Genomic DNA, 13408 nt, shown 5'->3' with positions numbered 1-13408 from the left:
GTGAAGATCGCGATCGTCACGGAGACGTTTCTGCCGTCGGTCGACGGCGTGGTGACACGTCTGCGCCACGCCGTCGAACGGTTCACCGACCTGGGTCAAGAGGTCATGGTGATCGCCCCGGACCTGGGCGTCACCGAGCACCACGGGGCCCGGGTGGTGGGCATCAAGCCGGTGACGCTGCCGTTCTACAAGCACCGGCGCTTCACCCTCCCCAACCCCACGGTGGACGGCATCATCCGCGGCTTCCATCCGGACGTCGTCCACGCCGCCCAGCCGATCCTGCTGGCCTCCTCCGGGGCCTATGCCGCCAAGCGGCAGCGCATCCCGCTGGTGGCGAGCTATCACACGCACATCCCGCGCTACCTGGATCTCTACCGGGCCTACCGCTGGGGCAAGCGTCCGGTGTGGTGGCAGATCAAGCGCAACCATGCGCTGGCCGACATCAACATCGCGACCTCGCAGTCGATGATGGCCGAGCTGGCGGAGAAGGGGATCGAGAACCTGCACGTGGTGCGCCGCGGCGTGGACACGCGGACCTTCGATCCCCGCTTCGCGAGCGCGGAGATGCGCGAGCGGCTCACCCAGGGGCATCCGGAGATGAAGCTGCTGGTCTTCGTCGGCCGGCTCGCGGCGGAGAAGGAGATCCATCGGCTGCGGTCGATGATGGGCCGACGCGACGACGTGGCTCTCGCGATCGTGGGCGACGGCCCCTACCGCCGCGAGCTCGAGACGCTGTTCGAGGGCACCGCGACACTGTTCCCCGGCTTCATGGAGGGGGAGGAGCTCGCGAGCGCCTTCGCGAGCGCCGACGCCTTCGTGTTCCCCTCGGTCACCGAGACCCTCGGGCTGGTGATCCTCGAGGGGATGGCCTCCGGGCTCCCGGTGGTCGCCGCCCGCTCGGGGCCGACGATGGAGCAGGTCACCGACGGGGAGAACGGGCTGCTCTTCGACTCGGGCGACGAGGCGACGCTGGATGCCGCGCTCGACCGCCTCGCCGATCCCGCCCTGCGGGCACGGATCCGCACGGCCGCGCGCGCCGAGGCGGAGCAGTTCTCCTGGGAGAACGCCTCCGACGATCTCCTGCACTACTACGAGATGGCGATCGAGAAGCACCGGTGAGCACGACCCCCACCACCCCGGCGGGCACACCGCCCGCTGCTCCAGCGCCCGCGGGCCGCGCCGCCGCGCTCACGGCGACGGCGTCGGTCCCGACCTCTGCGATGGACCGGCCGCAGCCCGTCGTCCTGGAGAACGAGCGCGTGCGCCTCGAGCCCATCGGCCCGCAGCACGTCGAGGGGCTCCGGGCCGTGGTGGCCGACGGGGAGATCTGGCGGATCCCCTATGCACCCCACGTGCCGGCGCCGGAGCAGGTCGCCGAGCGCGTCGCCGCCCAGTGCGCCTCCGACGAGGCGGGCAGCACGGTCTCGTGGGCCGTGCTCGAGCGCGACAGCGGGCGGGTCATCGGCCACACGACCTTCCTGAACATCTCGCTCCGGGATCGTCGCCTCGAGCTGGGCACCACCTACATGGCCGGCTCGACCCACGGCACGGGACTGAACGCGGCGACGAAGCTCGCCCTGCTCACCCATGCTTTCGAGGAGCTCGGCTGCCTCGGCGTAGAGTTCCGGGTGCACCACCTGAACATCGCCTCGCGCCGCGCCGTCGAGCGCCTCGGCGCGCAGCAGGACGGCATCCTGCGTGCGCACCGGATCATGCCCGACGGCACGATCCGCCACACCGTGGTCTATTCGATCCTCGCCGACGAGTGGACCGGCGTGAAGGCGTCCCTGGAGCACCGTCTGCGCCGCTGATCGCAGATCGCTTCTCGTCGTCGGTCGTCGGTCGTTGGTCGTTGGTCGATTGTTTTCTGCAGAGCTCAGCCACGGCTCCGTCGGTCGGGCGGGCATGACGAAGGCCCGGCCCCGCATGCTGCGGGACCGGGCCTCGATCTGTCGGCGCTGAGGCCGCAGGGGCGGATCAGCGGTAGGTGACGAACCCGGTCGGGTTGCCCCAGATCCCGCGCTCGACGACCTCCTGCTGGGAGCCGGAGGCGTCGATGATCTGGCCGTCGCCCGCGTAGATCGCGACGTGGCCGGGCCAGATCACGAGGTCGCCGGGCTGGGCCTCGGACTGCGAGATGCTGCGGCCCTGGCTGGCGAGCTGGCTGCTGGTGCGCGGCGCGTCGATGCCGGCCGCCTCGTAGGCGTAGGCGACCAGGCCGGAGCAGTCCATGCCGCTCAGCGAGGTGCCGCCCCAGGAGTACGGGGTGCCGATGGCGGAGCGGGCGGCGTCGATGATCGAGTCGCCGCTCGCGGAGCTGGCGCTCGCCGGGACCGCGGAGGCGCCCGCGGAGGGGGCGCTGGCCTGGGTGGCCTCGGCCGGAGCGGACTCTGCCGAGCCGCCGCCGAGCGCGCTGTGGGTGTCCGCACCCACCACGCCGTCGACCTGGAGGCCGTTCGCGGCCTGGAACTCGACGACCGCGTCAGCGGTCATGGAGCCGAAGTAGCCCGTCTCGGGAAGATCCGCGCCCTGCGCGTTCAGCGCATCCTGCAGCTCCTCGACGCCGGCGCCGGAATCGCCCTGGCGCAGCGTCTCCGAGGAGGACTGCGAGGAGGTCTCGGCGGAGGCCGGCTGGGTCTCGATGGACTGCTCGGACGCGGTCTGCTCAGGCGCGGACTGGGTGGTGGCGGGCTGGTCGGAGCCCATGAGGGCCTCGTCGTTGGCCATCGCGGCGGTGCCGCCGGCGAAGGCGGTGCCGACGAGGACAGTGCCGAGGACGGCGCTTCCGCCGAAGACGTGAGCTGCGCGGCGGCTGGCGGTGAGGGGCGTGACGGCGCGGCCGAGGGCGCGGTGCGTGTTCTGGTGCGTCATGGGTCTGATCCTTCTCGCGTGCTGCTGGTGGTCTGTCGCATCCCGCGACGCGGTGCTCGGTGGAGCGGTGCTGTCCTGACGGACGATGGTGCCCGGGGAGCCTGTGCCCGAATGATCGGTGCCCACAGCCGGGGCATCCGGGGGATGAGGCCTCAACGCTAGGAGCGGACCGCGTCCGAATCGAGGGGTTTGAACGAGACGGGTCGCGGGATTTGTCGTCTATTGACCCGCGGGCCCGCGAGGTGGCCGGAACATGGCGCGATATGGCAGTGGAGCATGGCCCGCGCCACACGCCTCGCCCTGCACGTCACACTCGACCCGCATCGGGCGCTATGCGTCGTGCGACGTGCGGCGTACAGCCTGGATCGTCCGGAGCGTGGGCCGAGTCCGGATCGAGAACTGTGCCCTCGGCGAGGGCTGTGTCCCAGGTCTCGTCCGTGAACCAGGGTGACGGTGCATAGCGGGGCTACCCGTCCTGAATGTTTCGTCTTATGACGCCGCGCTGGCATCGTCGGCGTGTCCGCCACCATGATGCGAGGCATGACCAGCACCGTGCATGTCGACTCCGCACCCGTCGCGCGCTCCGGCCTCCCGGAACGTCACGGGAGTTCATCGACGCCCCGCAGCGGGGTGCGGCTCGAGTCGATCGCCCGTTCGTTCCCGTCCGCGCAAGGGGCCCGCGACGTGCTGCGCGGTCTGGACCTCGATCTGCCCAGCGGGGAGATCCTCGCCGTGGTGGGTCCCTCGGGCTGCGGGAAGTCGACCCTGCTGCGCCTGGTCGCCGGCCTGGATTCCCCCACCGAGGGCCTGATCCGCATCGGCGGCACGTCGATCCGCGGCACCGATCCCCGCACCGCCGTCGCCTTCCAGGAGCCGCGCCTGCTGCCCTGGCGCACCCTCGAGCACAACGTCGCCCTCGGCCTGCCTCGCGGCACCGGACGGCGCGAAGGACGCGAGCGCGTGCGCGAGCTCCTCCAGCTCGTGGGCCTCGAGCACGCCGCGACCCAGCGTCCCCGCGAGGTCTCCGGCGGCATGGCCCAGCGCGCCTCCCTGGCCCGGGCCCTCGCCCGCAGCCCCGAGGTGCTCCTGCTCGATGAACCCTTCGGGGCGCTCGACGCGCTGACCCGCTTGCGCATGCAGGACCTGCTGCTCGAGATCCACGCCGCCGAGCCCACCACCGTCCTCGTCGTCACCCACGACGTCGAGGAGGCCCTCTACCTGGCCGACCGGGTGCTGCTGCTGCGCTCGCTGCTCGAGGACCCCGCCGCTGACTCGATCGCCCGCACCCTCGAGGTGCCCGGCGCCCGCCCCCGTGATCGCGCCGACCGTTCCCTGGCCGAGCTCCGCGTCGAGCTGCTCGCCGGTCTCGGCGTCCACTCGCCCCAACCCGCTCAGCCCGCTCAGCCGGTTCAGCCGGCTCAGCCCGCTCAGCCCATCCAGCCCGCCCAGACCACCACGGAGATCTCCTCATGACCCCTCGCATCAGCCGCCGCACCGCCACCGCCCTCGGCCTCTCGGCGATGGCCGGGATGGGCCTGGCCGCCTGCGTGCCCGGCGAAGGGTCCGAGAACACCGCGAGCGCAGGCGGCGGCGAGGGGGAGTGGAGCACCGGCACCCTCACCATCGACTGGGCCACCTACAACCCGCTCAGCCTCGTGGTGCGCGACCAGAAGCTGATCGAGGACGCTCTCGGCAGCGCCGTGACCGTGACGTGGGTGCAGTCGGCCGGCTCCAACAAGGCCAACGAGTTCCTGCGCTCCGGATCGGCCGACGTCGCCTCCACGGCCGGCTCGGCCGCGCTGCTGGCGCGCGCCAACGGCTCCCCGATCAAGGTCATCGACATCTACAGCCAGCCCGAGTGGTCCGCCCTCGTGGTCGGCGAGGACAGCGACATCACCGGCCCCGCGGATCTCGTGGGCCGCTCTGTTGCCGCGACCCCCGGCACCGACCCCTACTTCTTCCTGGTCCAGACACTCGCCGAGGCCGGCCTCGGCGTCGACGAGGTGGAGCTCCAGCCCCTGCAGCACGCCGACGGACGCTCCGCCCTCGAGGGCGGCAGCGTCGAGGCGTGGTCCGGCCTGGACCCGATCATGGCGGCCGCCGAGCAGGAGTCCGGTGCGCAGCTGGTGTATCGCAACGTCGACTTCAACACCTACGGCTTCCTCAACGCCACCGAGGATTTCATCGACAACCACGCGGACGTCGCCCAGGTGGTCGTGGACGCCTACGAGCAGGCCCGCACCTGGGCGCTCGAGAACCTCGAGGAGACTGCGCAGCTGCTGGCCGACGAGGCGAGCATCGACCTCGCCGTCGCCACCACCGTGATCCAGGAGCGCTCGAACCTCGACGTCTCCGGAGTGCCCGGCGAGGATCAGCTCGCCGTGCTCGAGGCGATCTCCCCGATGCTCTCCGACTCCGGGGACGTCCAGGGCGGGGCCGAGGCCGTGGAGACGGCCCGCGGCGAGATCCTCCACGCCGACTTCGCGACCGCCGCGGTGGAGAAGCAATGAGCGTGCCGGGATCCGGCGACGCCCTCGTCGTCGACGCCGCGAGCGCCGCCGGGCGGACCGCCGAGGCCGAGGCGCTGGACGCCGCCCGTCGCGCCGACGGGAGCACGGGCGGGAGCGCAGGCGGGGGCACGGGCCGGGCCGGAGCGGATGCTCCGTCCGCTCCCCGCACCGTCTGGGACCGCACCGGCGTGCGCCTCGCCGCCGGCGCCGTGCTGCCCCTGCTGATCCTGCTGGCCTGGCAGCTCACGACCGCCGCCGAGCTGGTCCCCGCCTATCGCCTGCCCGGTCCGTGGGCCGTCGTGCAGGCCGGCGCCGAGCTCCTCGAGCGCGGCGAGCTGGGACTGCACATCGCGATCTCCGTGCAGCGTGTGCTGATCGGTTTCGCGGCCGGCTCCGTCGTGGGCCTCGCCGTCGCCGCCGTCGTGGGCCTGTCCCGCGCGGGGGACGCGCTGCTGAACCCGACGCTCGCCGCCCTGCGCGCGGTGCCCTCGCTGGCCTGGGTGCCGCTGCTGATCCTGTGGCTGCAGATCGGGGAGGAATCGAAGATCACGCTGATCGCGATCGGTGCCTTCTTCCCGGTGTTCACCACCGTCGCCGCCGCGCTGCGCCACATCGACCCCCATCTGGTCGAGGCCGGGCGCTGCTTCGGCCTGCGCGGCTGGTCGCTCTTCCGCACGATCCAGCTGCCCGCCGTGGTGCCCTCGGTCGTCTCCGGGCTGCGCCTCGCGCTCGCCCAGGCCTGGCTGTTCCTGGTCGCCGCCGAGCTGATCGCCTCCTCGATGGGCTTGGGATTCATCCTCAACGACTCCCAGCAGACCGGCCGGGTGGACCGGATCCTGCTGGCCATCGTGCTGCTCGCCCTGCTGGGCAGCCTGACCAACGCCCTGCTGGGGATCGCCGAGAAGAAGCTGCTGAGGAGGTGGACATGAGCATCACCGAGGACCGACAGACCGCAACTCGACGGGCTGAGAGCCGACCGACCGAGACCCGACTGGTCGAGACCCGCGCCTTCGCGCCGGACCCCGCGCTCGAGGGGACCTGGAACGTGGACGCGAGCATCTACGCCACGGCGTCGGCGGATCCCACCGCCTTCTGGGAGGCCGCCGCGCGCCGCCTGGAGTGGGCCGAGCCCTGGCACACCGCCCACGAGTGGGAGCCGCCGACGACGGATCCCGCGACCGGCGTGCTGAGCGTCCCCGCCGCCCGCTGGTTCGTCGGCGGACGGTTGAACGTCGCCGAGAACTGCGTGGACCGCCACGTGCGTGCCGGGAGGGGCACGAAGGTCGCCCTGCACTTCGAGGGAGAGGGAGGGGATCGCGAGTCCGTCACCTACGAGGACCTCCAGCGCCGCGTGAGCCGGGCCGCCAACGCCCTCACGGATCTGGGCATCGTGCCCGGCGACCGCGTGGTCGTGTACCTCCCGGTGCTCGTAGAGACCGTCGTCATCGCGCTGGCCTGCGCCCGCATCGGTGCCGTGCACTCCCTGGTCTTCGGCGGGTTCAGCGCCGAGGCGGTGCGCTTCCGCCTGCAGGACACCGGGGCGAAGCTCCTGGTCACCTCCGACGGCCAGTACCGCCGAGGGACGGCCGTCGAGGTGAAGTCCCAGGCCGACGACGCCGCCCGCGACCTGCCCGACCTCGAGCACGTGCTCGTCGTGCGCCGCACGGGCCAGGACATCGCCTGGACCCCGGGCCGCGACGTGTGGTGGCACGAGAGCGTGGGCACGGCGAGCGATCAGCACGAGGCCCGCAGCTTCGACGCCGAGCATCCGCTGTTCATCATCTACACCTCCGGCACCACCGGGAAGCCCAAGGGTCTCGTGCACACCGCGGGCGGCTATCTCACGCACACCTCGTGGTCGCACTGGGCGCACTTCGACGCGACGAGCGACGACGTCCACTGGTGCACCGCGGACCTCGCCTGGGTCACCGCCCACACCTACGAGATCTACGGTCCGCTCTCCAACGGGCTCACGCAGGTCATCTACGAGGGCACCCCCGGCGAGCCGACCCGCGAGCGGCACCTGGAGATCATCGAGCGCTACGGCGTCACCGTCTACTACACGGCGCCCACCCTGATCCGCACCTTCATGAGCTGGTTCGGGGACGAGCTGCCCGCCGGGCACGACCTGTCCTCGCTGCGCCTGCTGGGCACCGTCGGCGAGGCGATCAACCCCGAGGCCTGGGTGTGGTTCCACCGCACCTTCGGCCGCGGCGTGCTGCCGATCATCGACACCTGGTGGCAGTCCGAGACCGGCGCCTCGATGCTCGTGCCCCTGCCCGGTGTGACCACCCTCAAGCCCGGCTCGGCGACCGTGCCGCTGCCCGGCATCGACATGGCCGTCGTCGACGCGGCGGGCGCCGAGCAGCCCACGGGTGTGGCCGGCACGCTCGTGGCCCGTCGGCCCTGGCCCGGGATGGCGCGCACCGTGTGGGGCGACCCCGAGCGCTACCGCGACTCCTACTGGGCGGACTACGCCGGCCGGGGCGAGCACGGCGGCTACTACGTCGCCGGCGACTCCGCCACGGTCGACGCCGACGGCTGCTTCTGGATCCTCGGCCGCCTGGACGACGTCGTGAACGTCTCCGGACATCGGCTCTCCACCATCGAGATCGAATCCGCGCTGGTCGCGGACCGGTCGGTGCAGGAGGTCGGCGCCGCCGGCGTCGAGGACCCGCTCACCGGGCAGGCCGTGGCCGTGTTCGTGATCCCCTCGGGCACGGCAGCTCTGGACCCGGGAGCTCTCCGCGCCCGGGTCGCCACGGAGATCGGGCCGATCGCCAAGCCCCGCTTCGTGATCGAGGTGCCGGACCTGCCGCGGACCCGCTCCGGCAAGATCATGCGGCGCCTGCTCGCCCAGCTGGTCCATGCTGAGCGCGCCCGGCGTGCGGGGCGCACCCCGCAGCCGCTGGGGGACGTCACGTCCCTGCAGAACCCGGAGGCGGTCGACGCCGTGGCCGCGGTGCTCGCCGAGCTCCCCGCGGACGACCCGGCCGTCGCTCCGCACCCCTGACCCAGACTCCGACCCGGACCCCGACGTCGATTCCCACCCACGACCCTGGAGGACCCATGACCACCACCGTCCCCGCCTCGACCTTCGAGACGCCGCTGAAGTTCGCGTACTGGGTGCCGAACGTCTCCGGAGGCCTCGTCGTCTCCACCATCGAGCAGCGCACCGACTGGCAGCTGCCCTACAACTCGCGCCTCGCCCAGGTCGCGGAGAACTCCGGCTTCGAGTACGCGCTGACCCAGACCCGCTACGCCGCGAGCTACGGCGCGGACAAGCAGCACGAGGCCTCCGCCTTCAGCCTCGCCCTGCTCGGCGCGACCGAGCGCCTGAAGGTGATCGCCGCCTTCCACCCCGGCATGTGGCACCCCGGGGTGCTCGCCAAGTGGCTGATCACCGCGGACCACCTCTCCGGCGGTCGCGCCGCGGTGAACATCGTCTCCGGCTGGCTCAAGGACGAGTTCGTGAAGTTCGGGCTGCCCTGGCTCGAGCACGACGAGCGCTACGTGCGCACCGAGGAGTTCATCTCCGCGCTGCGCGGTCTGCTCACCGAGAACGGCTACTCCCAGGACGGGACGTACTACTCGATCGACGACTTCACCCTCTCGCCCAAGCCCGTCGACGTGCCCGGTCGCCCGCACCCGGAGATCTTCTTCGGCGGCAACTCCACCGCCGCACAGGCCACCGCGGGCCGCGTCGCCGACTGGTACTTCTCCAACGGCCGCACCCTCGAGGGCTACCAGGAGAACGTCGCCGGCGTGCTGGCATCCGCCCAGGAGGCCGGTCGTGCGCCGAAGTTCGGCCTGAACGGCTTCGTCATCGCGCGGGACTCCCGGAAGGAGGCGGAGGAGACCCTGCGCGAGATCGTCGCCAAGGCGCACCGTCCCGCCGTCGAGGGCTTCAGGCAGTCCGTGCAGGAGGCCGGCGCCTCCACCAAGGACGGCAAGGGCATGTGGGCCGACTCCTCCTTCGAGGACCTCGTGCAGTACAACGACGGCTTCAAGACTCAGCTCATCGGCACCCCCGAGGAGATCGCGGACCGCATCATCGAGTACAAGAAGGTGGGCGTGAACCTGCTGCTGACCTGCTACCTCCACTTCACGGAGGAGACCGCCGCCTTCGGCCGCGACGTGATGCCGATCGTGCGCGAGAAGGAGAAGGCCCTCGCCCGGGCCCAGGGGACCGAGCTGAACACCGACCTGCTGCCCGTGGTGCCCGGCGTGAGCGCCGAGGAGGCCGCCGCGGCGACCGCCGAGACGCTGCCCGAGGACCACCCGTCGACGGTGGGGGTGTCTGCGTGAACGAGCCGACCGATCTGACCCAGCACGCGCAGGAGCAGCAGCCCCCGTCGGCCTCGGCGGAGTCCCCGGCGACCGCGGCGCAGTCCTCGTCGGCCCCGGCGGAGACCTCGTCGGTCGGACCGGCGCCGAGCCCCGAGCGCAGCTTCGGGTTCCGCACCCGGGCCCTCCACGCGGGCGGAACGCCCGATGCCCAGCACGGCGCGCGAGCGGTCCCGATCTACCAGACCACCTCGTTCGTCTTCGACGATGCGGCCGACGCGGCGAACCTCTTCGCCCTGCAGAAGTACGGCAACATCTACTCCCGCATCGGCAACCCCACCGTGGCGGCCTTCGAGGAGCGCATCGCCTCGCTCGAGGGCGGGATCGGTGCGGTCGCGACGGCTTCGGGGATGAGCGCGGAGTTCATCACCTTCGCCGCGCTCGTGGGCGTGGGCGACCACGTGGTGAGCTCTGCGCAGCTGTACGGCGGCACCGTCACCCAGCTCGACGTGACCCTGCGCCGCTTCGGCGTGGAGACCACCTTCGTGCCCTCGTCGGACCCGGAGGACTTCCGCGCGGCGTTCCGGCCGGAGACGAAGGTGCTCTACGTCGAGATGGTCGGCAACCCCTCCGGCGAGATCGCCGACCTCGAGGGCCTCGCCGCCCTCGCCCATGAGCACGGGGTGCCGCTCGTGGTCGACGCGACGCTGGCGACCCCCTACCTGGTGCGTCCGCTCGAGCACGGGGCCGACATCGTCATCCACTCCGCCACGAAGTTCCTCGGCGGGCACGGCACGACCCTGGGCGGCGTGGTCGTGGAGTCCGGCCGCTTCGACTGGGGCAACGGCAACTTCCCGCAGATGACAGAGCCGGTCGCGTCGTACGGCGGCATCAGGTGGTGGGACAACTTCGGCGAGTACGGCTTCCTCACCAAGCTGCGCTCGGAGCAGCTGCGCGACATCGGCCCATCGCTGCCCGCGCAGTCCGCCTTCCAGCTGCTGCAGGGCGTCGAGACGCTCCCGCAGCGCATCGACGCCCACCTCGCGGGGGCCGCGGCCGTCGCGCAGTGGCTCGAGGAGGATCCGCGGATCTCGTACGTGACCTGGGCGGGGCTGCCGTCCCATCCGCACCATGCGCGGGCGCAGAAGTACCTGCCGCTCGGCCCGGGATCCGTCTTCGCCTTCGGCGTGCGGCCGACGGGGGAGTTCGGGACCGAGGAGGAAGAAGCCGCTGCCGCCCGGGCGACGGGCGAGGAGGTCATCGCGAACCTGCAGCTCGCCTCGCACCTGGCGAACATCGGTGACGCGCGCACGCTCGTGATCCACCCCGCCTCGACCACCCATCAGCAGCTCTCCCCGGAGCAGCTCGCCGCAGGCGGCGTCAAGGCGGACCTGATCCGCATCTCGGTCGGCCTGGAGGACATCGACGACATCCTGTGGGACCTTGACCAGGCGATCACCACGGCGACAGGAACCCCGCGGACCGAAACCCAGCGGACGGAAGCCCAGCGGACGGAGGAGGCACGATGACCGGCATCAGTGTGGAGGGTGCGGGCTCGGCCTGCGCCGTCCCGCCAGTTCCCTCAGCCCCGTCGGGCCCGTCAGGCCAGACCGGGGCGACCGAGGCAGGCGCCCCGTTGCGCACCTGGCAGGGTCCGTCGGCCCCAGATCGCTTGGCGATCCTGCGTCGGGCGAAGAGCATCGCGATCGTCGGCGCCTCGGCGAACCCCTCGCGGGCCAGCTATTTCGTGGCGACCTACCTGCGCTCGAGCTCGCCGTACGACGTGTACTTCGTCAACCCGCGGGCCGACACGATCCTCGGGCAGCCGGCCTATGCCTCGCTCGCCGACCTCCCGGTGGTGCCGGACCTGGTGGACGTGTTCCGCAAGGACGCCGACCTGCCGGGCGTGGCCCAGGAGGCGGTGGACGTCGGCGCGAAGGCGCTGTGGCTGCAGCTGGGCTCGTGGAACGAGGAGGCCGCGGCGATCGCCGAGGCCGCCGGGCTCGACGTGGTGATGGACCGCTGCGTGAAGATCGAGCACGCCCGCTTCCACGGCGGACTGCACCTGGCCGGGTTCAACACGGGCGAGATCACCTCGCGGAAACAGCGCCTCAGCGGGCGCGGCTGAGCGTACGCTCGCAAGTCAGGCGCGGGTCGGGGATCACCTCGGCCCGCGTTCTGCTGACCGGGGTGGGCATCAACCCAGCGGGCGCGAGAAGTCGATCGTGACGCCGGGGGCGGCGGGGATCTGCACGCAGGCGGAGCGCTCGCCGAAGTCCATGTCGACCGGCTCCCGCACCGCGAGCGCGCCGCGCTCGATCGCCTGCTGGAACGCCTCGTCGACGTCGTCGCAGTGCATGTGGATCACGACGCCGCGGGACGTCTCGTCGCCCGGGGCCGGGGCGTTGATCCAGAGCGGGATGCTGCCCGGCGCAGTCAGCGAGGCGAAACTGCCGACATCGGATTCGATGGTCCAGCCGAGCGCGTCGCGCAGGGCGCTCGCGATCGAGGACGGTTCGTCGAGGACGAGGGTGAGAGCGCGGATTCCGGTCATCGGGATGCTCCTTCGGCAGGGTGCCAGCGGTTCTCGCACCGTAGTGCACCAGGAGCGTCGGCGTCCGGGACTCGGGAGTGGAGAGGGCGTGGTCAGCCTTCGACGCGGATCCCCAGGTGGCTCGCGAACGCCGGCGCCATCTCGGTGACCTGCTGGGCGTCGAGCGTTGCGCCGGACATGCCCTCGAGGTTGCTGATCGCGCCCATCTCGAGCCCTCGCAGATCCACGTCCTTCAATCGGGCGTGGGCGAGGGCGACGCTGCTGGCGCGGCAGTTCACGAAGGCGACTCGCGTGGCGGTGACGCCGGCGAGGTCCAGCTCGTCGATCGTGCAGTCCTCGAAGAGCACGTCCTCGAGCGTCGAGGAGCGCAGATTGATCCAGTCGAACTTGCTGCCCACGATCCGGGTGGAGCGGATCTCCGCGTCGTAGATGTCCAGCGCGCCGAGCCGCGACCCGCTCAGCTCGACGTCGCGCCAGGTGCTGCGGGTCGCGTCCAGGACCGGGGCGTTCAGCCGTTCCAGGCGCGTCTCGATCAGCCGTGCGTGCGTCAGCGTGGTCGTGTGCGCCGTGACGCCCACCAGCTCGCACTCCGTGAAGGTGGCGCCGGTGAGGTCGAGCCCGGAGAGGTCCGCCCCCTCGAGCCGGAGCCCTTCGTGGCTGTCGTGAGCCTCGAGCTGATCGGCGTCCGCCGGCTCGAGGTCGGGCAGGATGAGTCGACTCAGCACAGGCTTCTTGGTGGTGGCATTCCGGCGTGCGATGGGGGACACCTCGAGATCGGGGGTGGGGCCTCCTGCAGCGACGGGACTGCAGTGGCGGGAGACGACTCCGAGACTACGTGGCGGGGCTGACGGGCGACGACGTGGGGCTGCGACGACGGGTGATGCCGACGGGTGGCGCCGACGGGTGGCGCCGACGGGCTGTCGAGTGACGACGACGCTCCGGCAGGAATCGAACCTGCGACCGCCTCCTTATGGGGGAGCTGCTCTACCGGGCTGAGCTACGGAGCGTGACGCCAGGTCCGGAGGCGAGCGCCCGGCGACGAAGCCCATCCTGAAGGTCCGTGAGCGGCGGTGTCGAGCATCCTGTCATGAGCCGACTCCTGCTGACTCGGGGCGTCGTCCGGGTTCTTCGGGTGGTGTCATAGCGTCTAAGCAACACTCCCGGTCGGTGGGGGCTTGAGGCGAGG

The 13408-nt window shown here is 71.6% G+C and carries 12 protein-coding genes and 1 tRNA gene; 9 read left to right on the top strand and 4 right to left on the bottom strand.

Annotated elements, in window-relative coordinates; all coding sequences use genetic code 11:
* Entirely contained in the window at positions 1 to 1119 is a 1119-nt protein-coding gene (locus tag INT49_RS14255) for a glycosyltransferase family 4 protein (protein ID WP_193118414.1), read from the top strand.
* Positions 1116 to 1811, top strand: coding sequence for a GNAT family N-acetyltransferase (locus INT49_RS14250; protein WP_319021632.1), 696 nt, complete (start codon positions 1116 to 1118; stop codon positions 1809 to 1811). The genes INT49_RS14255 and INT49_RS14250 overlap by 4 nt, the downstream gene beginning before the upstream one ends.
* 166 nt (positions 1812 to 1977) lie before the next feature.
* On the opposite strand, the gene INT49_RS14245 is transcribed toward INT49_RS14250, so the two are convergent.
* Positions 1978 to 2871, bottom strand: coding sequence for a C40 family peptidase (locus tag INT49_RS14245; RefSeq protein ID WP_193118413.1), 894 nt, complete (start codon positions 2869 to 2871; stop codon positions 1978 to 1980).
* A 540-nt stretch (positions 2872 to 3411) separates the two neighbouring features.
* Here INT49_RS14245 and INT49_RS14240 point away from each other — a divergent pair.
* From INT49_RS14240 to INT49_RS14210, 7 genes are read left to right on the top strand one after another with little or no spacing between them, the layout of a single operon-like run.
* A complete protein-coding gene (locus INT49_RS14240) occupies positions 3412 to 4344 on the top strand; it encodes an ABC transporter ATP-binding protein (protein ID WP_193118412.1) in 933 nt (310 codons plus the stop codon).
* A complete protein-coding gene (locus INT49_RS14235; RefSeq protein WP_193118411.1) occupies positions 4341 to 5381 on the top strand; it encodes an aliphatic sulfonate ABC transporter substrate-binding protein in 1041 nt (346 codons plus the stop codon). Before INT49_RS14240 ends, INT49_RS14235 begins: the two co-directional genes overlap by 4 nt.
* The gene (locus INT49_RS14230) at positions 5378 to 6310 is read left to right on the top strand and encodes an ABC transporter permease (RefSeq protein ID WP_193118410.1); all 933 of its coding nucleotides are present in this window, start codon (positions 5378 to 5380) and stop codon (positions 6308 to 6310) included. Before INT49_RS14235 ends, INT49_RS14230 begins: the two co-directional genes overlap by 4 nt.
* Positions 6307 to 8394, top strand: coding sequence for an acetate--CoA ligase (gene acs / locus INT49_RS14225; RefSeq protein WP_193118409.1), 2088 nt, complete (start codon positions 6307 to 6309; stop codon positions 8392 to 8394). Before INT49_RS14230 ends, acs begins: the two co-directional genes overlap by 4 nt.
* Positions 8395 to 8450: 56 nt before the next feature.
* Complete coding sequence (sfnG, locus tag INT49_RS14220) at positions 8451 to 9689, top strand: dimethylsulfone monooxygenase SfnG (protein WP_193118408.1); 1239 nt, start codon at positions 8451 to 8453, stop codon at positions 9687 to 9689.
* Positions 9686 to 11197 (top strand): O-acetylhomoserine aminocarboxypropyltransferase/cysteine synthase family protein, encoded by a 1512-nt coding sequence (locus INT49_RS14215; protein ID WP_319021631.1) that lies wholly within the window; start codon positions 9686 to 9688, stop codon positions 11195 to 11197. Before sfnG ends, INT49_RS14215 begins: the two co-directional genes overlap by 4 nt.
* Positions 11194 to 11796 (top strand): CoA-binding protein, encoded by a 603-nt coding sequence (locus INT49_RS14210; RefSeq protein ID WP_193118407.1) that lies wholly within the window; start codon positions 11194 to 11196, stop codon positions 11794 to 11796. Before INT49_RS14215 ends, INT49_RS14210 begins: the two co-directional genes overlap by 4 nt.
* Positions 11797 to 11865: 69 nt before the next feature.
* Here the strand turns inward: INT49_RS14210 and INT49_RS14205 are convergent, their stop codons facing one another.
* From INT49_RS14205 to INT49_RS14195, 3 genes are all read right to left on the bottom strand, one after another.
* Positions 11866 to 12222, bottom strand: a complete 357-nt coding sequence (locus INT49_RS14205; protein ID WP_193118406.1) for a VOC family protein — start codon at positions 12220 to 12222, stop codon at positions 11866 to 11868.
* Positions 12223 to 12314: 92 nt separating this feature from the next.
* Entirely contained in the window at positions 12315 to 12989 is a 675-nt protein-coding gene (locus tag INT49_RS14200) for a pentapeptide repeat-containing protein (protein WP_319021630.1), read from the bottom strand.
* Positions 12990 to 13155: 166 nt separating this feature from the next.
* Positions 13156 to 13229, bottom strand: a tRNA-Met gene (locus INT49_RS14195).
* Positions 13230 to 13408 lie beyond the last annotated feature (179 nt).

Source organism: Brachybacterium tyrofermentans (assembly GCF_014897585.1).
Classification (GTDB): Bacteria; Actinomycetota; Actinomycetes; order Actinomycetales; family Dermabacteraceae; genus Brachybacterium; species Brachybacterium tyrofermentans.
The sequence above is the reverse complement of the archived record's forward strand: the minus strand, read 5'-3'. Positions and strand labels throughout refer to the sequence as shown.